The sequence below is a fragment of the Salidesulfovibrio onnuriiensis genome, from assembly GCF_008001235.1.
GTDB lineage: Bacteria > Desulfobacterota > Desulfovibrionia > Desulfovibrionales > Desulfovibrionaceae > Pseudodesulfovibrio > Pseudodesulfovibrio onnuriiensis.
Map to the genome: position 1 here is coordinate 3160141 of NZ_CP040751.1, position 19399 is coordinate 3179539.

The 19399-nt window shown below is 61.6% G+C and carries 17 protein-coding genes; 14 read left to right on the forward strand and 3 right to left on the reverse strand.

Annotation, left to right across the window (positions count from 1 at the left end; translation table 11 throughout):
• Nucleotides 1-14 precede the first annotated feature (14 nt).
• From dxr to tsaB, 3 genes are all read left to right on the forward strand, one after another.
• Complete coding sequence (gene dxr / locus FGL65_RS14425; RefSeq protein ID WP_147821976.1) at nucleotides 15-1217, forward strand: 1-deoxy-D-xylulose-5-phosphate reductoisomerase; 1203 nt, start codon at nucleotides 15-17, stop codon at nucleotides 1215-1217.
• A 75-nt stretch (nucleotides 1218-1292) separates the two neighbouring features.
• A complete protein-coding gene (gene rseP / locus FGL65_RS14430; protein ID WP_147821977.1) occupies nucleotides 1293-2345 on the forward strand; it encodes an RIP metalloprotease RseP in 1053 nt (350 codons plus the stop codon).
• The gene (tsaB, locus tag FGL65_RS14435) at nucleotides 2329-3117 is read left to right on the forward strand and encodes a tRNA (adenosine(37)-N6)-threonylcarbamoyltransferase complex dimerization subunit type 1 TsaB (protein WP_147821978.1); all 789 of its coding nucleotides are present in this window, start codon (nucleotides 2329-2331) and stop codon (nucleotides 3115-3117) included. The genes rseP and tsaB overlap by 17 nt, the downstream gene beginning before the upstream one ends.
• 340 nt (nucleotides 3118-3457) lie before the next feature.
• On the opposite strand, the gene dnaA is transcribed toward tsaB, so the two are convergent.
• The 3 genes from dnaA to FGL65_RS14450 form a co-directional block, all read right to left on the reverse strand.
• Entirely contained in the window at nucleotides 3458-4807 is a 1350-nt protein-coding gene (dnaA, locus tag FGL65_RS14440) for a chromosomal replication initiator protein DnaA (protein WP_147821979.1), read from the reverse strand.
• A 616-nt stretch (nucleotides 4808-5423) separates the two neighbouring features.
• Nucleotides 5424-6146 (reverse strand): FAD-dependent thymidylate synthase, encoded by a 723-nt coding sequence (thyX, locus tag FGL65_RS14445; protein WP_147821980.1) that lies wholly within the window; start codon nucleotides 6144-6146, stop codon nucleotides 5424-5426.
• 84 nt (nucleotides 6147-6230) lie between these two features.
• Complete coding sequence (locus tag FGL65_RS14450; protein WP_147821981.1) at nucleotides 6231-6770, reverse strand: hypothetical protein; 540 nt, start codon at nucleotides 6768-6770, stop codon at nucleotides 6231-6233.
• Nucleotides 6771-6856: 86 nt separating this feature from the next.
• On the opposite strand from FGL65_RS14450, the gene FGL65_RS14455 reads away from it, so the two are divergent.
• The 11 genes from FGL65_RS14455 (at nucleotide 6857) to FGL65_RS14505 (ending at nucleotide 19292) form a co-directional block, all read left to right on the forward strand.
• Nucleotides 6857-7819: a zinc dependent phospholipase C family protein gene (locus FGL65_RS14455; protein WP_147821982.1), complete on the forward strand. Its 963-nt coding sequence runs from the start codon at nucleotides 6857-6859 to the stop codon at nucleotides 7817-7819.
• A gap of 77 nt (nucleotides 7820-7896) precedes the next feature.
• Nucleotides 7897-8715: an AsmA family protein gene (locus FGL65_RS14460; protein WP_147821983.1), complete on the forward strand. Its 819-nt coding sequence runs from the start codon at nucleotides 7897-7899 to the stop codon at nucleotides 8713-8715.
• Nucleotides 8716-8809: 94 nt separating this feature from the next.
• The gene (locus FGL65_RS14465; RefSeq protein WP_147821984.1) at nucleotides 8810-10483 is read left to right on the forward strand and encodes a CgeB family protein; all 1674 of its coding nucleotides are present in this window, start codon (nucleotides 8810-8812) and stop codon (nucleotides 10481-10483) included.
• 247 nt (nucleotides 10484-10730) lie between these two features.
• Entirely contained in the window at nucleotides 10731-11648 is a 918-nt protein-coding gene (locus FGL65_RS14470; RefSeq protein ID WP_147821985.1) for a flagellin N-terminal helical domain-containing protein, read from the forward strand.
• Between the two features lie 140 nt (nucleotides 11649-11788).
• The gene (gene fliD / locus FGL65_RS14475) at nucleotides 11789-13531 is read left to right on the forward strand and encodes a flagellar filament capping protein FliD (protein ID WP_147821986.1); all 1743 of its coding nucleotides are present in this window, start codon (nucleotides 11789-11791) and stop codon (nucleotides 13529-13531) included.
• A 28-nt stretch (nucleotides 13532-13559) separates the two neighbouring features.
• Nucleotides 13560-14231, forward strand: coding sequence for a flagellar export chaperone FliS (gene fliS, locus FGL65_RS14480; protein ID WP_147821987.1), 672 nt, complete (start codon nucleotides 13560-13562; stop codon nucleotides 14229-14231).
• 1 nt (nucleotide 14232) lies between these two features.
• Nucleotides 14233-15393 carry a glycosyltransferase family 4 protein gene (locus FGL65_RS14485; RefSeq protein ID WP_431830889.1) on the forward strand — a complete coding sequence of 387 codons (1161 nt, stop codon included), beginning with the start codon at nucleotides 14233-14235 and terminating at the stop codon, nucleotides 15391-15393.
• On the forward strand, nucleotides 15390-16562 hold the full coding sequence (locus FGL65_RS14490; RefSeq protein WP_147821988.1) for a glycosyltransferase family protein: 1173 nt from the start codon (nucleotides 15390-15392) through the stop codon (nucleotides 16560-16562). Before FGL65_RS14485 ends, FGL65_RS14490 begins: the two co-directional genes overlap by 4 nt.
• A 104-nt stretch (nucleotides 16563-16666) precedes the next feature.
• On the forward strand, nucleotides 16667-17668 hold the full coding sequence (locus FGL65_RS18560; RefSeq protein WP_250645504.1) for a YIP1 family protein: 1002 nt from the start codon (nucleotides 16667-16669) through the stop codon (nucleotides 17666-17668).
• Nucleotides 17669-17687: 19 nt separating this feature from the next.
• A complete protein-coding gene (locus FGL65_RS14500) occupies nucleotides 17688-18023 on the forward strand; it encodes a hypothetical protein (protein WP_147821989.1) in 336 nt (111 codons plus the stop codon).
• Between the two features lie 105 nt (nucleotides 18024-18128).
• Nucleotides 18129-19292: an OmpA family protein gene (locus tag FGL65_RS14505; RefSeq protein ID WP_187170397.1), complete on the forward strand. Its 1164-nt coding sequence runs from the start codon at nucleotides 18129-18131 to the stop codon at nucleotides 19290-19292.
• The last annotated feature ends 107 nt before the right edge of the window (nucleotides 19293-19399 follow it).

Below are 19399 nucleotides of genomic sequence, written 5' to 3' on the forward strand. Positions count from 1 at the left end.
CCACGGGTGACGCCTTGAAATCCTATATTTCCCCCTGGCCCGGCGCAGCCACCCTGCCCCGGTTCCCGCGCTCCCTGGTCATCCTCGGGGCGACCGGATCCATCGGCACCAGCGCGCTCAAGGTGGTGGAGAGGCATCCGGCCCTCTTCCGGGTCACGGCCCTGGCCGGGGGCCGCAACGCCGCCAAACTGGCGGAACAGGCCGCCCGCTTCCGTCCGCCCTTCCTGGCCGTGCTGGACCAGCCGACCGCAACCACCCTCAGGGACGCCCTGCCCAGGGACTATTCCCCGGAGATACTGGTGGGGCCCGAGGCATACATCACCCTGGCCGAACTGCCCGAAGCCGACCTGATACTCTCCACCATCGTGGGAGCCGCCGGTTTCCTGCCCACCCTGGCTGCGGCCCGCGCGGGCAAGATGCTCGCCCTGGCCAACAAGGAATCCCTGGTGCTGGGCGGCCACCTCATCCGCGAGGCCTGCCACCGGTCCGGCGCCGTGGTGCTGCCCGTGGACTCCGAGCACAACGCCCTGTTCCAGGGGCTGCTGGGCCACAACGGCGAGGCCGATCTCTCGCGCATCATCCTGACCGCCTCGGGCGGCCCGTTCCGTGGCAAAGACAGGGAATTCCTGAGAAACGTGACCCGCAGGCAGGCCCTGGCCCATCCCAACTGGGACATGGGCGCAAAAATTTCCGTGGATTCCTCCACTCTCATGAACAAGGGGCTGGAGGTCATCGAGGCCTGCCACCTCTACGGCCTGCCCGTTTCCCAGGTGGACGTGGTGGTCCATCCCCAGAGCATCGTCCATTCCCTGGTGGAATACGTGGACGGATCACAGCTGGCCCACATGGGCGTGCCCGACATGCAGATCCCCATTGCGCACTGCCTGTGCTTTCCCAAGCGGGTTCCCCTGGGCATGCCCCGCCTGGACCTGGCCCAGGTGGGCAGCCTGACCTTCGAGGCGCCGGACCTGGAGGCCTTCCCCTGCCTGCGTCTGGCCATGCGGGCCTACGATTCGGGCCCGGCGGCCACCATCGTGCTCAATGCCGCCAACGAGGTGGCCGTGGACCTGTTCCTCAAAGAGCGCATCGCCTACCTTGACATTCCGGCCATGATCGAAAAAGCTCTGGATTCCATGGGCGCGTCCGAAACGGACACGGCCGAGGCCATCCTGGAGCTGGACCGCGAAACCAGGAAGAAATGTCTGGCCACGGCCTAGTCTTTTCCGCCGCCGTGCGTATATACAAGGGAATGATTGCCCGGCATCGTTCCCCTACCCCGACAGGAGACTCATTTGATTACATTCATCGCCGCCATCGTCATCCTCGGCGGACTCATTTTCTGCCACGAACTGGGCCATTTCCTGGCGGCCCGCATGCTCGGCATGGGCGTGAAGGCCTTTTCCCTGGGATTCGGCCCGCGTCTGGTGGGCATCACCTCCGGCAACACCGACTACCGCATCTCGGCCTTCCCGCTGGGCGGCTACGTGCAGCTTGCCGGTGAATCCGGCGATCCCGAGGAAGACAAGCGTTTCCCGGAACACGAACTCTTTTCCAGCCGCCCGCCCTGGCAGCGTATGCTGGTGGTCGCGGCCGGTCCGTTCTTCAACTTCGTGCTGGCCTTCGTGTGCTACTGGGCCCTGTTCCTGGCCAGCGGCCAGGTGGTGCTGGCCCCCACCGTGGGCCAGGTCATCCCGGGATCCCCGGCCATGGAGGCGGGATTTCAGCCCGGCGACAAGATCGAAGACATCAACGGCCTTCCGGTGCATTTCTGGGACGACATGGTGGACGAAATCCGCAAGGAGGACCCCCGCCCCCTGAACATCATCGTGCTCCGGGGCGAGCAGCGGCTGACCATGACCCTGACCCCGCGCCTGGAGGTGCACAAGACCATCTTCGGCGAGGAGATCAGGCTGCCCACCATCGGACTGGTCCCCTCGGGCGAGCGGCTCACCGTGCCCGTGGAGGGCATCGGCCTGACCGCTGCCCTGCAGCAGACCTGGTACACCACCAAGATGACCATCATGGGCTTCGTGAAGCTCATCGAGCGCATCATTCCCCTGGAAACCCTGGGCGGCCCCATCTTCCTGGTGCAGGCCATCCATGAGAGCGCGCAGGTGGGCCTCATCAGCCTCATCAGCCTCACGGCGGTCATCAGCATCAACCTGGGCATCATCAACCTGCTGCCCATCCCGGTGCTGGACGGCGGCCACCTGCTGTTCTTCTTCCTGGAAATGGTCCGAGGACGGCCGGTGAACGAGCGCTGGCACGCCCTGGCCACCCGCATCGGCCTCATGTTCCTGCTCGTAATCATGGCACTGGCGATATTCAATGACATCCGCAGATAACGCACAGACCGCCCCGGGCCTGCTCCTGGTGCTCAACGGCTGCGAGGAGCGGCTCCAGTTCGCCCTGGGAAGGACCCGCCCGGACGGCGGCCACGACCTGCTGGCCTCGCGCCAGTGGACCGTGCCCGGCCAGTCGGTCAAATATCTGGTGCCCGGCGTTGCCGGGACCCTGGAAAGCCTGGCCCTGGGGCCGGAACACATCCACCGCATCGCCTGCACGCGCGGCCCCGGCAGCTTCACGGGCATGCGCCTGGTGCTGGCCGCGGCCATGGGCCTTGCCGCAGGCGGCAACCTGCAGGTGGCCGGCCTGGACTACCTCCCGCTGCTGGCCTCCGGCCCCATGCAGCTGCTGGAAGGCACCCTGCACGTGCTCACCTATGCCCGGCGCGGGCAGGTCTACGTCCAGTCCTTCGACAGTTCCGGCGGTGCGCCCCTGTGCCCGCCCAGGGCGGTCAAGATCGACGAAGCAGTGGAGCATGTGCGCGCCCACGACCCGCATGCGGCGCTCATGGGCACGGGCCTGCGCAAGAACCCCGAGGCCATTGCCGCCCTCCTGGCGGACATGCCCTCCCTGCGCGCGCTGGACGCCCTCTGGGACAATCCAACGCCCGAAACCCTGCTTACCCAAGCCGAGGCCGCTTCGTTCGCCACAGGCGACATAGAGCCCATGTATCTGCGCGCCTCGGACGCCGAGGACAACCTGCCCCAGATCGCCGCCAAGCGCGGTATCGATCCCGAAGAAGCCAAGAAGAAGCTTCCCAAGTATTTATGACATTTTCCGGGGAGGAAACTTTTGAAAAAGCTTCCTCCCCGGACCCCACCTTCAAAACATTTCAGCGCTGAGGCCCCGCGGTTCTCCGAACCGCGGGGCCTGATTATATCTGCGCACAAAGGGCGCTCAAAAATGTGCGGATGCAAGGCGCAAGAAATGAAACCGTCCGACGCGTATCAGGCATACGCGAGGACGCTTTTCATTTTACAGCAACGCCGCAGACGTGCGTTTTTCAGTGCCCTTTGCAAAGCAAAGCGGCAGCTTGCCAAAAACAAACTGCCGCTTTTACGCCTCCCCCATCCTGCCCGACGGAAGAGGCGAGTCATGTCATAATGGTTTTCTAGGAGAGCCGCTCCACGGTCTGTTCGATCTGGCGGCCCAGCGGGGTCTGGCGGGAGATTTCACGTTCCACATTGGTGATGCCCTTGAGCACGGTGGAGTGTTTGCGCCCCAGTTTCTCGCCGATGTCCTTGAGGGACAGCTCCGTGTGCCTGCGGGCCAGGTAAAAGGCCGTGTTGCGGGCCAGAACGATCTGGCGCTTGCGGCTCTTGGACCGCAGCTGATCCTCGGACAGGTCGTAACTCTTGCACACGAATTCGATGATATGGCGGTAGTCCGGGGTGGCATTGGTCAACGCGTAGTTTTCCAGCACTTCCCAAGCCAGTTCCATGCTCACCGCGCGGTTCAGCAGCCGGGCCTTGAGCACCAGGTTGTTCAGGCAGCTCTCGAGCTGGCGGATATCGCTGGTGATGCGCTCGGCCAGAAGCTCGGAGACCTCCACAGGCACGTCGACCTGCATCTTGCGGGCCTTCTGCTGCACGATGAGGCGGCGGGTCTCCAGGTCCGGGCGGTCGATATTGGCCAGGAAGCCGGAGCAGAACCGCGAAACGAGCTGGCGGTCGATACCCTTGAGCTCGCGCGGCAGGAACGGGCTGGTGAGCACCACCTTGCAACCGCGCTCGCGCAGCGCATTGAGCGTTCCCAGCAATTCATTCTGCATCTTTTCCTTGCCCTGGAAAAAGTGGATATCTTCCAGAAGCAGCACGTCCACGTGCTCGCGGAACTGCGTCTTGAACTGGGAAATGGTGTTGGCGCGGATGGCCATGACCAGCCGGTTGGCGAACTGCTCCGCCGAAAGACAGGCCACGTTGACCCGGTTGCGGTTGGAGTGCAGGCAAAGCTCCCTGCCGATGGAATGCAGCAGGTGGGTCTTGCCCAGCCCCGGGGAGGAACTCAGAAACAGGTGGTCCGAATGCATGCCGTTGGAGCACATGCTCTTGCTGGCGGCGCAGGCAAGTTCATTGCCCGGACCCACCACGAAGTCGTCGAAGGAAAAGCGCCAGTTCACGGCAGATGTCTTGGGCATCTGCATGATAGGCAACCCGGCCTGGCGCGCCACGGGCTGCTTGGGAGCAACCTTCTTGGCGGTCCGGGCGACCTTGGTTGTAGTGGAGGCCTTGACCGTGATTTCGATTTCGGGTTCACGGTCGAGAACCTGACGCGCTGCTTCACGGACTGCCCTGAGGAGTCGGTCCCTGACCCAGTTGGCCACGAATTCATTGGGAGCCTTCAGCCGGACCCTGTTGCCGTCGACCTCGCCCGACAGGGGCTTGATCCAAACGGTATACAAACCGGGGTTCAGACTCTTTTCGAGAGAGTTGAGTATTTGATTCCAGGCAGTCGTCATCATGGGCCAGTTTATTAGGGAACGGACCGCTGTCCGACAACTATCAATTTCCAGACCGAGAGCCCTCGGCGGCGGACACTTATCTACAGGCTCGCCATATTTTCAACCCACTAAAATAACAACGCTTTTTCTTAAAACCCGTATAAACAGCGCCCTTTGGGGCTTCGGCATGAAACACCGATGTGACAAGGGTTTTCAATGTGTCAAGGGGGATTCTGTAAAGATATTTCCACAGCTTCTGGAATACTTTTCCACATGCTTTAAACGAATATTACTTCCAATTGCTCAAAAATCATTCAATTTTTCCTGACATAAATTAATTTTTCTAGACAAATTCTATTTGACAACACTTTGGCACCCCTCCCGAACTAGCTCCAACGTGCTGATTTTCAATATCTTTTAGCCCCCTTACCATTTCCTCCGATTTTGCAAGACAGACTCGCATCTCTCAAAACGTTTATCATGACGCGGGCAACGGCCCCTTTGGCCGCGGAAAAGTTAGGAACACTAAAATTGATTGAAATCATTATTTATTTTTTCCTGCCAACAAAAAAGCCAGCAATAACGCTGGCTGATTTTTCGGGACTCTTTCGTATTCCTGTTGAAATAAAGGGCGCATTTACTCCCGAGTCGGGTACTTGCCGCAGGCGAATTTCGGCGATTCCGGACAATATCCGAGCTGCTCGCAGCGTGCGCCGCCCGTCCGGAATATGGCCGGAAGCTCCTGCTTGCAGAGGTCCAGCATCAGGTCGGCCATCCTGCGCACTTCCCATTGGGCGCGCATGCAGCAGCGCAGGTTGAAGAAATGGTGAAGACTGCGACAGTTCATGGTCATGACGACCTTGGTCTCGGCGGCCTGGGGCAGCACAAAACGGGCGTCTTCATTGGCCTTGGTCTTCCTGCCATGGGCCACCAGGATATCCTTGAGGTCGCCGTAGGCGCTGCCCACCTCGTCCATGAAACGCTCGAAACGCTCACGGGCCTCGGGAATCTTGGCGATGGCCGGAGGCATGATATAATCCATGGTGTCGGTAACATAGCGCTGGCTCTGCTGGGAATAGGAGGCAATACGGTGCCGCACGATCTGGTGCGAACAGGCGCGGGAAATTCCTTCCACGGCAAAGGTGAAGGAGACGTGCTCGATGGGACTGTCATGCCCGGACTCCAGCACCTTGCCCACGAAATCGGCCTGGGTCTGCCTGTCGATCTCCCCGTCCAGCAGCTTGGGCCACATGTCCGCGGCAAAGCCCGCATGGTAGCACTGGCGGAACGCCGCATAGATGAGGGACAGGGCATTGGGGGTGGAACTCAGCAATTCGACCCGCAGGTCTTTCTGGGGCATATATGATTCTCCGTATGTTTTCGTTTGATGGAAACAGCCCTATACCCAAATCGCCCGGGAATGTCATTCGGGCCCGGCAGGGGCCTACCAGGCGACCTTTTCCAGCACGTCCCCGGCCAGATCTTCCGAGGGACTTCCGGCCTGCAGTATGAAATGCAATGCCCGCATGAAATGCGGCTCAACCGCCTCCAGCCGCGCGGCAACGCCCTGCTGGATCGTCTCCACGTCTTCCCGCCCGGCCTGCCGGGCAATCCGCCGCGCCAGCACCCCGGCGTCGGCCATAAGATAGAAGACCTTGCCCGCGCCGCCTATGGCGACGACCGACGCCTCGTCATCAAACAGGGCATCGTCCAGCACCACCACGGAAGGTCCGCCCGCCAGGGCGTCCCGCAGGGAATTGCCGTCCAGAACGTCCCGCACCGGCAGTCCCAGCCGTTCCGAGAGGATACCGGCCAGCGCCCTGCGCCCGCTTCCGGGGAGCCCGGCCAGAAGCAGGGTCCCGGTGGCGTTCCACATGGCCGCGAAATCCTCGCGCCGTTCGCCCTTGCCAAAGGTCCTGCACTTGTCGGCCTCGGCCACTTCCGCCTTTTCCTTGATGAAATGATCATATTTATGCTGAATCATGTTGTTCTCCAGGCGTTCGGTCAGTAAAAAAGATGGATGAGGACAACAGGTAAGAACAAAACCGGCCGCGCGCAACCCCGAAAACCATGCCCAAGGAACTGACGCACTTTCTCATGGCGGAAAAAACCGCTGAAGACCTTGCCCTGTCCCGGCTGGGTGGGGCCGGCCGCGCCCAAAGACACGCCCTGCTTTTCGGCTCCGTCTTTCCGGACATTCTCTACTACTCCGCGCGCAGGCTCCCGGATGGCATCCCCGGCCTGCCGGAAAGAATGCACGGCAAGCAGGGGGGACTGGACTTCCTGCGCATGCAGGCCGACCTCCTGCGCGAACAACCGGAAAACCAAACCAGGGCCGCCCTGCTCCTGGGCATGATCTGCCACGTAAGCCTGGACGAAACCCTGCACCCCCTGGTGGGATATTTCACCGAATCCAGCCCGGCCCCCACTACGCAACAGCGCAGCCTCATCACCCAGCGTCACCGCGCCCTGGAATCGCTCATAGACATGGTGCTCTGCCCGGAACGCATCGGCTCGAAAAAATTCTCCCTGAAAACCATCGGCGGGCAGGACGCCCGGCGCTTTCTCGCGGACCTCCCCCTGGCGGACATGGCCCGTGAAGCCGCAACAACCGTCGACACCCTGACCAGGGCGTTTGCCTCCTCCTGGACAAGCTACCGCCGTCTGCAGCGCCTCTGCGTTTCGCAGCTCCTGGCCCGCTGCGCATACGGCATAGGGCACCTGCTCCCCGATGCCGCGCGGGAGATCATCGCCCTGCTCTATGCCCCGCAGCTCAGGGGCCAGGCAGGCATCCTCGGCGGAACCGTCCAATTTCGCCACCCGGAAACAGGTGAAAGCGTTGCCGCCCCCCTTGCCAAGCTCATGGACAAGGCAGTGGTCAGGGCCGCGCAACTGGCCGGGGAAACGGAGGAATACCTGAAGGGTGGTTCATTCCCGGCAGCTCTTCCCAATCCCTGCGCCGGGCTCTGCGGGGAACTTCGATTCTTTGCAGATCCTCCCGTTCCCCGCCTTTTCCGCGAAGACACCTTATAAATTTCAAAACCCTGTTGCGGCAAAGCAACCGCTGGTATATCATCTGCCAACTGCCAATGATTAAAAGGAGTTGCTTTATGAAAAAATACATCTTCATCGGCTTGGGGGTGCTGCTCGTGGCGCTCATCGGCCTGATCGTCGCGGCCGTGCTCAACCTGGGAACCATCATCAAGGTCGCCGTGGAGGAAGTGGGTCCGAGACTGACCCAGTCCGAAATCAAACTCGGTTCCGCAGACATTTCCTTCCTGTCCGGCTCCGGCGGTCTGGACGACCTGTACGTCGGCAACCCCAAGGGATTCACCGCGCCCAGCGCCATCGAGGTGGGCAGCATCAAGATGAGCGTGGACAAGGATTCCCTGACCAAGGACACCATCATCATCAAGAAGATCGAGATCCTGTCTCCTGAAATCACGTACGAGAAAAAGGGAAGCACCGACAACTTCAAGACCCTGATCGCCAACGTGAACAAGGCCGTTGCCAGTGAAAAGAAGGAAGAGAAAAAGGAAAGCGCCGCCAAGGATGAAGGCGGCAGCGAGAAGAACGTGATCATCGAAAACCTGATCATCAAGAACGGCAAGGTCAACCTGGCCGGGGGAATGCTCAAGACCTTCGGTGACAAGGGCATGAACATCGCCCTGCCCGACATCCATCTCAAGGACATCGGCAAGAAGAAAAAGACCACCTTTGCCGAGGCCTTTGCCCTGGTGCTGAATGAAATGACCAAGGGCATCGGATCATCGGTGGGCGACGTTGCCAAGACCCTGACCGAGGGCGCGACCAAGGCCCTGGAATCCGGCAAGGACGCCCTGCAGGGCGCCACCGAAGGCCTTCAGAAAGGCGACACCAAGGGACTTGAGGATGCCGCCAAGGGAATCAAGAGCATCTTCGGCGACTAAGTCTGGTTGCCGTCAACCGCAAGGCCGTCCTTCGGGGCGGCCTTTTTCGTTCTCCCGCCTTGCCGGAAAACAGGCAATCCTGTAAAGAAGCTGAATGGATACCTCCCCCCAGCCCCAATACATTGCGGCCCCCGTGCTTGACGGCGGCGCGCTTGCGGACATCCGCATCACGGTGGCCGGCAAGGTGTGGCACATGTGGGGAAAGAACGGCGCGGACAGGGAACGCTCGCTCGCGGAAGCAGTCCCTGAAGGTACCCTACCGCTCCTTCTGGGGGCGGGTCTCGGGCACTGCCTCCGCGAACTGGCTTCCCGGGGCCCGGTGGCCGTGGTGGACAGGGAACCATTCCTGCGCGAACTCGCCGGGATCGACGCAATCCCTGCAAACGTCACCCTCATCAGCACGCCGGATACGCAGATCGCGCTCAAGGAGGTGCGGGCATGGCGGGCCGCCAACGGCAACCTGCCGCTTCACCTGGTGCGCATCCCCCTGTACCAGCGCCTGTCCCCCGACCATTACGGGCTCACGGCCAAAACACTGGAAAGCGAAAACCGATCGGATTTCTGGGCCAGGGCCAACTATCCCAAATTCAGACAGACCAAGCCGCGCATTCTCTTTTTGCGCGCCGACTATTTCCTGAGCAACGAGATCGAAACGGCGTTGGGCAAGCTGGAAATCCCTTTCCAGGCACTGCCGGTGGGAACCGGAGGAGCGGCAGGCAATGACTATGTCGAATCCCTGCTGGAAAGCATCCTCCAGTTCAAGCCGGACTTCGCCCTCACCGTGAACCATTTCGGCCTGGACCGGGAGGGCAAGATAACGGGCCTTCTGGAAAGGATGGGACTGCCCCTGGCCTCCTGGTTCGTGGACAACCCCCACCTGATCCTCTACCGCTACCAGGGCCTGGACGCCGCCAACGTGGCCCTGTTCTCCTTTGACGCCTTCAAGCTCGACATCCTGCGGGACCGGGGATTCAGGCACGTGCACTATCTGCCCCTGGCCACGGATCCGGACCGCTTCAGGCCGGGCATGCCCGGCAAGCCGGAATGGCGGGCCGAAGTCTCCTTTGTGGGCAATTCCATGACCACGGCGGTAAATGAAACCCTCAAGGCCGCGCGCCCCTCCCCCCTGCTGCGCGACCAGTACACGAGTATTGCGTCGGATTACGGGGCCTCCGCCGAGACCTCGGTAACCCGGTTCATACAGGCCAACCACCCGGAACTCGCGGAAGAGATTGCCGCAGCAACCAGCATTGAGCGGCAGCTGGCCCTGGAAAGCCTCATCACCTGGGAGTCCACCCGGCAGTACCGGCTGAAATGCGTCCGCCAAACCCTGGGGCACACTCCGCTCATCGCCGGGGACAATGCCTGGAAACGCCTCCTGCCCGGCGACGGCTCCTGGCGCTACCACCCCACGCTCAATTACTACGGAGAACTTCCGGCCTTCTACCCCAGCTCCACGATCAGCTTCAACTGCACCAGCCTGCAGATGAAGGGAGCGGTGAACCAGCGGGTCTTCGACGTGCCCGCCTGCGGCGGGTTCCTGCTCACCGATCACCGCGAGCAGATGGAAAGCCTGTTCTCCCCGGGCTCGGAAATAGCTATATATAATGATACGGATGAAATTCCCCACCAGCTGGAACGCTACCTCCAGGACCGGGACAAGCGACGAGCCATGGTCGAAAGGGCCCGGAAACGCATCCTGGCCCGCCACACCTACCAACACCGCATTCAGGAGCTCTGCCGCATCATGCGCGAGACCTTTTCGTGAGCACAAGAACAACAATTCTTTTATTGCGACCAATTACAGACAGTTTTTCCTACCACATCCCCTTCTCCTTCCCGACTCGATTCAGCCGGGGCCATAAAGATTCACCCGGGTGAATAAAAAAACAAAAACAATCCTAAAGTTTTCCTCCAGGCGGCCGAAAAGTAGAACAAATAGGAAGTGGAAATCGGCCCCACGGGTGGGCTGATATCACGGCAAGGAAGCCGCGAACAATTTCAAGGAGGAAAGTATGTCCCTCGTTATTAACCACAACTTGATGGCGATGAACGCCTCTCGTAACCTGTCGTCCTCTTACAGCTCGCTTGGTGTGTCCACCAGGCGCCTGTCCTCCGGCCTTCGTGTCGGTACGGCTGCGGACGACGCCGCAGGCCTGGCGGTTCGCGAACTCATGCGCGCAGACATTTCGTCTCTGCAGCAGGGTATCCGTAACGCCAACGATGGTATTTCCCTGATCCAGACCGCGGACGGCGCGCTTTCCGTCATCGACGAAAAGCTCATCCGCATGAAGGAACTGGCAACCCAGGCAGCAACCGGTACCTACAACTCGGACCAGCGCCTGATCATCGACTCCGAATACCAGGCCATGGCTTCGGAAGTCACCCGAATCGCCAACTCCACTGACTTCAACGGCATCTACCTGTTGAACGGTGCGCTGTCCGGCGAAAACTCCGACCACAACGGTGCAGGCCTGCTGTCCACCGGTCCGCTGAAGGTCCACTTCGGTACCGGCAACGACTGCGCGGAAGACTACTACTACATCGCCATCGGCACCTCCACCGCCTCCGCCCTTGGTCTCGGCCACGACGCCGCAGCCAAGACCGGTTCCGGTTCCACCGCCAATGCCGGTAAGACCATCTCCACGCAGGAACTGGCCCAGGCATCCCTGGCTGCAGTCCAGAGCGCAATCGTCTCCAAGGACAAGATCCGCGCTAACCTGGGTGCCCTGCAGAACAGGCTGGAAAACACCGTGAGCGTCCTCGAGATCCAGGCTGAAAACGTTCAGGCCGCTGAATCCCAGATCTCCGACGTTGACGTGGCAACCGAAATGACCGAATTCGTGCGTCAGCAGATCCTGTCGCAGTCCGCAGTCAGCATGCTGGCACAGGCCAACTCCCTGCCGAGGATGGCCATGTCCCTCATCGGCTAACGGTAGAATCGGCTCAATTCAAACACAAGGCGGCCGGACAGTCCTCGGGGCTGTCCGGCCCTTTGCTTAAATGGCACCGCCCTTGCAGAACAATGAGCGTATGAAAAGCATCCGGAAAAATATTCCCATGAGGGGTTTCCATGGCTAGCGATCTCATTTCAGGGCAAATATCCTTCGCCGGGCTCGGAAGCGGCACGGACTTCAGCGCGTTGATCGAAGGCTTGATCAACATCGAGAAGCGGCGCATCACTTCGCTTCAGACCTGGAAGCAGACCTGGGAAGACAAGGTCACGGAATTCAAGGACCTGAACAGCAAGATGCTCAACTTGCGCACCACGCTCCAGAAGATGGACACGGTCAACGAATTCCTGGCCAAGACGGTCTCCAGTTCCAACACGTCCGTCCTGACAGCGACGGCCAGCGGCGATTCCGCATCCAGCACCCACTCCGTCGAGGTGCACAGCCTGGCCACCAACGAGGTGTTCATCACCACCTCGGGCACCAGTTCCCTGTCTTCGTCGGTGACCTCCGCAAATACGAACCTGACCTTTTCCTACGCGGGCACCACGTACACGCTGAGCAACATTTCCGCAGGGACAACCATGCAGGAGCTGGTCAACCGGATCAATTCCGACACTGCAACCAAGAGCCACATCGAGGCCTCCTACCTCTATGACGGCACCACCTACCATCTCCAGCTGACCGGCAAGGACATGGGGGCGGACAACCAGATCGTCATTTCCAACACGGGTTCCCTCATCTTCGGCGTGTCCGACTTCACCGAAACCCAGAACGCCACCAACGCCCAACTCAGGGTCAACGGATTCCCGTCCGCGGCGGGCGGCTACATCGAGCGCTCCACCAACACCATCACGGACATCATCGAGGGCGTGACCCTCAACCTGCAGAGCGCAAGCCCGGGAACCAGCGTCACCGTCAAGGTCGCCACGGACACCACCGCCGTAAAGGAAAACATCCGGAGCTTCGTGGACAGCGTCAACGAAATCCGCAAGAAGATCCTGGACATAACCAACGTGGACACTTCCACGGACGACGTCAAGGGCTCGATCCTCACCGGCAACTACGGCATCCAGATGATCCAGCAGGACCTCAACGACCTTCTGGCCAGCAAGGGACTTGCCTTCGAGTACTACGACAGCGACACTGGCGCGGGCGACTACTACACCTCGCTCGGGCAGATCGGCATCTACACGGATACGGACAAGGGTTCGGAAACGTTCGGCCAACTGCTGATCCTGGAGGACACCACCGACCCCGACCTGAAGTTCAAGACGCTGGACTACGCCCTGGCAAACCACCCGGACGATGTTGCCTACCTGTTCTCGGCCAAGCTGGATGGGGAAAGCGCCTCCTCGGACCTGACCTTCGTGGACGTCATCGAAGGCATGACCTCGGCCGGGGTGCACGAGGTCAGCATCATTACCAGCAACACCGGCATTTCCTCGGCCACCATCAACGGCGAGCCCGTCAGCATCTCCGCGGACGGACTGACCATTACGGGCAGCTACGGAACGGCCGCCGCGGGTCTTTCGGTCAAGCTGTCCAATTTCCAGGCCAATACCACCATCAACGGCGAAATCAACGTCAAGAACGGCAAGGTCAATGAACTCATCGACGAATTGGGCGACCTGACCAAGGAATACAACGCCTTCACCAAGGACGGCGGCCCGCTCAACGTCTTGGTGCACAACTATGGCGACATCATGGACAGCATCGATGACAAGATAGCCTTTGAGACCGCGCGGATCGCCACCAAGGAACAGCGGCTCAAACTCAAATTTTCCAGGCTGGATACCGTGCTGCAGAAGTACGCGGGCATCCAGACGTCACTCAACAGCCAACTGGCGCAGTTGAACCAGTAAGACTCTTATAAAGGGAAGGAGCGGGAGCATGTCCAATCCGGCAAAGGCATACCTCACCACGCAGGTGGAAACCACGACCCAGGGTGAGCTGCTGCTTATGCTCTATGAAGCGGCCATCAAGTTCCTGAAGCGGGCCAAGATCGAAATGGAGAAAAAGGACTACGCCCAGAAGGGTATCTACATCTCCAAGGCCATGGACGTGATCAGCGAACTGGCCGACAGCCTGAACAAGGAAAAGGGCGGCAAGATCACCGAGAACCTCCACAGCCTGTATACGTTCTGCAATTTCCACCTGGCCAAGGCGAACCTCAAGATGGACATGGACAAGATCGACGAGGTCATCAAGATCATCGACGGAATCCGCTCGGCCTACGCCCAGATCGTGCCCCAGGTGGAAAAGGGCATTTCGCCCGATGCGGCCAAACAGGCGGCCGCCCCGGCTCCCGGCCCAACACCGGCCCAGGCGCAACAGCCGATTCAGCAGGCCCCCATGCCGCCCAAGGCCGACCCGGCTCCGGCGGCACAACCGGCCCAGGCCGAAAGTCAATCCACCCCGGAACCAAAGGCGGCCGCTGCCAGACCCAAGCCCGCAGCGCCCAAGCCCCAGCCGGGAGCACCGGAACCGACCAAGGCGGCACCCAAGCCAATGGTCAATCCCACAAGGCTCCGGGCCACCAACGCCTACAGCAACAGCCGTTAACATGGACCGGCCCCTCGGGGCCGGTTTTCTTTTGGCCCGGTTCGGCATCCGCATTTACAACGCCCCGTGGTTATGTCACTTTTCCCGCATGTCCATGAAATCCATCCGCGTCCTGCACATCGTCAAACGCCTGGGCCTCGGCGGCACGGAAAAGGTCATGCAGCAATTCGTGACCCATCTGGACACGGGCCGTTTTGAACCGACCGTCTTCGCCTTTGCCGATGGCGAGCGCGGCCCCCAACTCCGCCAAGCGGGCATCGCCACCCATATCGGCGCGGACCTGCCCGCCGTGCTGGACCGTGTGCGGCCCCAAGTGGTCCACGTGCACCGGGCTGGATGGCCCGAGCCCGAGCTGCTCCGCCCACTGAGGCGAGCGGGCGTGCCCGTGGTGGTGGAAACCAACGTCTTCGGCAGGCATGACCCGAGCCCCCTGTGCGCGGTCATCGACAAGCACCTGTTCGTTTCCCGCTTCTGTCTGGACCGCTTCCACCAGACCACCGGAATCGAACGCGACACCGCCGCCTACGACTTTCTCTACAACCCCGTGGACACGGACTTTTTTTCAGCAACAGCCCGTCAGGACCACGATTTTTCCCTCCCCGCCGCCGGGCGCATCTCCCGGCCCGACCCCGGCAAATGGTCCGGCCTGGCCCTGGAATTCCTACCCATGGTGGTGCGGGAAATCCCGGACTTTCGCTACCACGTCATCGGCGGCATCCCCGAGGCCGAAGCCTACGTACGCGATAACAACCTGGAGAAGAATGTCCTTTTCCACAATACCGTGACCACGGACGCGGAAATCTGCGACTTTCTCGACCAGGTGTCCCTGCTGGCCCACGCCAACGACACCGGCGAGTCCTTCGGCCTGGTTATTGCCGAGGCCATGGCCTGCGGCCTGCCGGTCATCACCCACCCGGCCGAGGGGCTGCGCGACAACGCCCAGCTCGAACTGGTGGACCACGGCGTCACCGGGTTGGTGGCCCGCAACGCCGAGGAGTATGCCCAGGCCGTGATCTGGCTGCTGGCCCACCCGGAACAGGCCCGGGAAATGGGCCGTGCGGGACGAGCCAAGGCAGCCGAACACTACCGCAGCCAGACCGTGACCCGGCAACTGGAAAACATTTACGTGGAACTGCTGCGACGCAAGGGGATCGAGTCATGACCGGACACATCAAGGCCTATACCGGGCAAGTGCTTTCGTTCCGGCTGGGAGCTGAGGCAAACGAACCGGCCATACCCGCGCTCCCCCCCGCAGACGTGGGAAAACACGTCCGACGCTGCCTGCGCATCCTGGAACAAAGCAGGGCTGAAACCCTGGTCCTCTTCGGTTTGGGAGAGGGCGGCATGCTGAACGCCCTGGCGCAGGCAGTCCCCTCGACGATCCGCCTGATTGCCTGCGAGCTCACCCCGTCCCGCGCCCGGCAAATGCTGCCAGGCCTGGACGCCCGCTGGGAAATCCTGGCCGACACCTCGCCCTGGGCCCACCTCTGCCTCCTGGGGCTGGAAAACGTCAGCGCCGCCAACGCAGGGCTCATGCTCAACCCGGAACTGCCCGCCGGACCGAAACGCACGGCACTCCAGGCCCTGCAACGCCAGTTCAGCCAGATGCGCCCCCATGCCGTCACCCGCGAGGCCGCACAGCGCATCTCCCTTTCCGCAGGGGCAATCCTCAGCCCCCACGAACCGGATCTGGCTGCCTTTTTCTCCCAGTTCCCGGCCTGGCTGCAGGAGTTGTGCATTGTCTGGGATTCGGAGACCGTCCCGGAAATGAATTTCACCTGCGCCTGCCCGGTGCGCCAGGCGGCCCATCCCCTGGACGACTTCGCTTCCCAGCGAAACCGCATGAAGCGGCTGTGCACCGGCGAATGGCTGCTCTATCTGGATGGAGATGAACTGCTCGTTCCCCGGGACTGGGAGGCCCTGCCCGCCCTGATCCGGAACGGCGAATCCGACTCCTTCTACTTCACGCGCCAGACCCTGTACCCGGACGTGGCGCACGCCAAGGTGGGCTTCGGCCTGTGGCCCGACCTCCAGCAACGCCTGTTCCGCAACGAGGCGCAGGTGCGTTTCGAGCGCCCGATCCACGAAAAACTGGCCGGGCTGAACGGCCCCGCCGCCATTGTTCTGGACCTGCCCATCCTGCATTACAGCCGCCTCAGGAAATCGCCGCAGCAGATCCGGGAAAAACTGGCCCGTTTTGACGAGGCCGCCGCGCAAGACTCCCTGCACCGCCTCAGCAAGGACTACCCGTCCCTGGACCGCAGAGCCCTGCACCCCCATGAATCCGGGAACATGATCATGACCCTGCGGCTGCCCGGCGCAGCCTCCTGACAACGGCCGTGTACCGGTGCAGCCGATTGCGCGCGGCTTGATTCTCCCGTACAAAATGGGTAGGAGCAAAGCTTCTTGAGTAATCACCACAAGGAAACAATCCCATGCTGATAACCTGTCCGGAGTGCAAATTTTCCCGCGAGATCAACGAAACAAAAATCCCGGAGAAATCCGTGATTGCCACCTGCCCCAAGTGCAAGGCCAAATTCAAGTTCCGGGAATTGCCCGGGGAAGAGGATACCTTTTCCCTGGAAACCGCTCCTGAAAAGGAAACACTTCCGGAGCCTCCGGCTTCCGCCGAACCGGAAACCGACCGGTTCCCCTCCCTGCACGACCCGGCCGAAGACCCGGGCGACGAGCTCTGGAACAAGATCGGCGGCATGTCCCCGCCCGAGGGAGACAAACACTCGCCCGCTCCCGAGCGGGAGCAGGAGGCTGCGCCCTTTGCGGCGCTGGAAACCGAGGAACCGGAACGGCCCGTGGTCGAGGTTCCCTTCGAGCGCCTGGACCAGTACGGATTTTTCCCGGGCATCTTCGCCACCATCAAGCGCGTGCTGTTTGCGCCGCACCTCTTTTTCAGCGTCATGCCCCTGGGACGGGGACTTATTCGCCCCCTGATCTTCGCCCTGCTCATCCTGGTGCTCCACGACGTGCTGCAGGCGGTCTTCACCCAGGCCGGGCTGCTTTCCCCCGCGGGACTGGGCGGCGAGGTGCTCACCCAGGAGGAATTCGCCACCTTCAACCCGTTCATGATCATCCCCATCTCCCCGCTGATCTGGACACTGGGGCTGTTCCTCTCCGCCGGGTTGCACCACCTGCTGCTCATGGCCCTCAAGGCTTCGGGCGGCAAGTTCGAGGCCACGTTCCGGGCAGCGGCCTACGCCACCGCGCCCATCATCCTCATGTACATTCCCCTGCCGTTCGAAATGGCGGCAAACGTGCAGGCCGGCATCGTCTTCATTTGGAACATGACCATAACCGTGATAGGATGGAAGTGCCTGCACAGGACCTCTCTCCTGCGTGCGGGCCTGGCGGCGGCAATCCCCCTGCTCGTGGTGGGGGCGGCCTACCTGTCGTCCATGTACGGCAGCGCGCCGATGGTCTAGACCGAACCGGGAGCTGGCCATGATCACCTGGATGCGGAAGAAGTGGAAGGAATGGCAGTCCTACCGCGCGCTCGTGCGGCAGGTGGATCCCCAGAACTTCCAGCGCATGGCCCGGGAGATCAGGGAGCTGGCCCAGCTGGCCGCCCACGTCTGCCCGGACAGCGCCGACATCCGCATGCAGATTTCCAACATCCAGCATGAGATGGACCGGCTTGACGAAATGGCCTCCCAGCCGGAATTCCGCCGCCTGTCCACGGGCAAGCGCCTGCTGCTGCGCCAGGGGCTTGAACAGTCCAAGGACCAGATCATCCAGGCCATCGAGGCCGCGCCCAGCCCCACCGACATCATCCAGTAGCCGCAGCGGTACGTATTTTGCTAATTTGCATGGCGTAGCCCCGCAACCGTCGGAAGTCCGTCGGTGCGCGCGGGGATGGAGCAACCCACAGCCCCCAGAAACGCCATGCAACGACTGCTGCTTTTCATCATTATCCTCTCCCTGGGCGCCTGCGCCTATGTGGAGCCGTCCATCACTGAACCGTCCACCATTTACAAGGACGCCAAGCTGCACAAGTCGGAAGTGGTCATGACGGCCCAGCCGCGCAGCAGGCAGTACCAGCCCCTCACGGCCCTGTGCATGCCCTTCTTCATCCAGGAGCCGGTCACCGACCATATAGCGCTGGGGCGGGAACTGGGGGGGATCTTCTACCGGACCTGGCGGTATAAGCAGATGTTCCCCATCTTCGAATACGCGTCCGACTCACAGTTCCGGGGACTCGGCAGCGCCCTTTCCCTGGCCCGCGCCAAGGGGGCGGACCTGCTCATCGTGGGCATCATCCCACACCTGTATGCGGGCTCCACCGTGGACGACACGGACATCACCATCCAGATACGGATCTATGAAACCCGCAACAACATGCTGCTGTTCAGCATGGCCCAGGCCGGGCGCGTGGAATTCAGGGACGACAAGGACCTCATCCTGCTCAAGGTCAAGGACCGCATGCCCTCCAGCCCGCTTTACCAGCTGACCCGGTCCATAGCCCACGACATGGCCGTGCCCGTGCAGTCCTGGCTGCCCAGCCCGGGCACACCCTACCAGTTCGCCGACGACAGGGCCGGCATCGTCAATGCCATGACAGCCCCGGTCCAACCCGCCGGCAACACTGCCGACACGGCCGCCGGGCAGCAAACCGGGCCCCAGGGCGATTCCGGCATGGACGGCGCACAGGGCCAGCAGACCGACGTGACCGCCATCGAGCGCGACCTGAAGTCCCCCGAAGCGCCGGGCGTGAACCTGGACATCCACTTCGACGTAGACAAGGCCACCATCCGCCCCTCGTCCTATCCCCTGATCGACGAATTGGGCCGGGCGCTGCAAAGCCCGGATCTCAAGGGCCGGAAGGTCATCATCGGCGGGCACACCGACTCGGACGCGAATGACCGCTACAACCTGGACCTGTCCAAGCGCCGGGCCGAGGCGGTCAAGCAGTACCTGACCAGCAAATTCCAGATCGATCCGGCCCTGCTGACCACCGTGGGCTACGGTGAATCCCGCCCCCTGGCCAAGAACGACAACGCGGCCAACAAGCAGATGAACCGCCGCGTGGAGGTCCGCCTGGCAGAATAGGAATCATTCTTGACAAGAAACATTCGGGCCCGCAGTATGTACCGGGCCTGACGCGGGAGCAGGATCACGATCCTGCTCCCTTTTTTCGGCTTTGAGACCGCCGGCTT

What these genes read in the sequence shown, in the direction of transcription:
- tsaB (WP_147821978.1), top strand. Translation starts at nt 2,329, where the DNA reads ATGACATCCGCAGATAACGCACAGACCGCCCCGGGCCTGCTCCTGGTG.
- dnaA (WP_147821979.1), bottom strand. Translation starts at nt 4,807, where the DNA reads ATGATGACGACTGCCTGGAATCAAATACTCAACTCTCTCGAAAAGAGT.
- thyX (WP_147821980.1), bottom strand. Translation starts at nt 6,146, where the DNA reads ATGCCCCAGAAAGACCTGCGGGTCGAATTGCTGAGTTCCACCCCCAAT.
- FGL65_RS14450 (WP_147821981.1), bottom strand. Translation starts at nt 6,770, where the DNA reads ATGATTCAGCATAAATATGATCATTTCATCAAGGAAAAGGCGGAAGTG.
- FGL65_RS14455 (WP_147821982.1), top strand. Translation starts at nt 6,857, where the DNA reads ATGCCCAAGGAACTGACGCACTTTCTCATGGCGGAAAAAACCGCTGAA.
- FGL65_RS14460 (WP_147821983.1), top strand. Translation starts at nt 7,897, where the DNA reads ATGAAAAAATACATCTTCATCGGCTTGGGGGTGCTGCTCGTGGCGCTC.
- FGL65_RS14465 (WP_147821984.1), top strand. Translation starts at nt 8,810, where the DNA reads ATGGATACCTCCCCCCAGCCCCAATACATTGCGGCCCCCGTGCTTGAC.
- FGL65_RS14470 (WP_147821985.1), top strand. Translation starts at nt 10,731, where the DNA reads ATGTCCCTCGTTATTAACCACAACTTGATGGCGATGAACGCCTCTCGT.
- fliD (WP_147821986.1), top strand. Translation starts at nt 11,789, where the DNA reads ATGGCTAGCGATCTCATTTCAGGGCAAATATCCTTCGCCGGGCTCGGA.
- fliS (WP_147821987.1), top strand. Translation starts at nt 13,560, where the DNA reads ATGTCCAATCCGGCAAAGGCATACCTCACCACGCAGGTGGAAACCACG.
- FGL65_RS14485 (WP_431830889.1), top strand. Translation starts at nt 14,233, where the DNA reads ATGGACCGGCCCCTCGGGGCCGGTTTTCTTTTGGCCCGGTTCGGCATC.
- FGL65_RS14490 (WP_147821988.1), top strand. Translation starts at nt 15,390, where the DNA reads ATGACCGGACACATCAAGGCCTATACCGGGCAAGTGCTTTCGTTCCGG.
- FGL65_RS18560 (WP_250645504.1), top strand. Translation starts at nt 16,667, where the DNA reads ATGCTGATAACCTGTCCGGAGTGCAAATTTTCCCGCGAGATCAACGAA.
- FGL65_RS14500 (WP_147821989.1), top strand. Translation starts at nt 17,688, where the DNA reads ATGATCACCTGGATGCGGAAGAAGTGGAAGGAATGGCAGTCCTACCGC.
- FGL65_RS14505 (WP_187170397.1), top strand. Translation starts at nt 18,129, where the DNA reads ATGCAACGACTGCTGCTTTTCATCATTATCCTCTCCCTGGGCGCCTGC.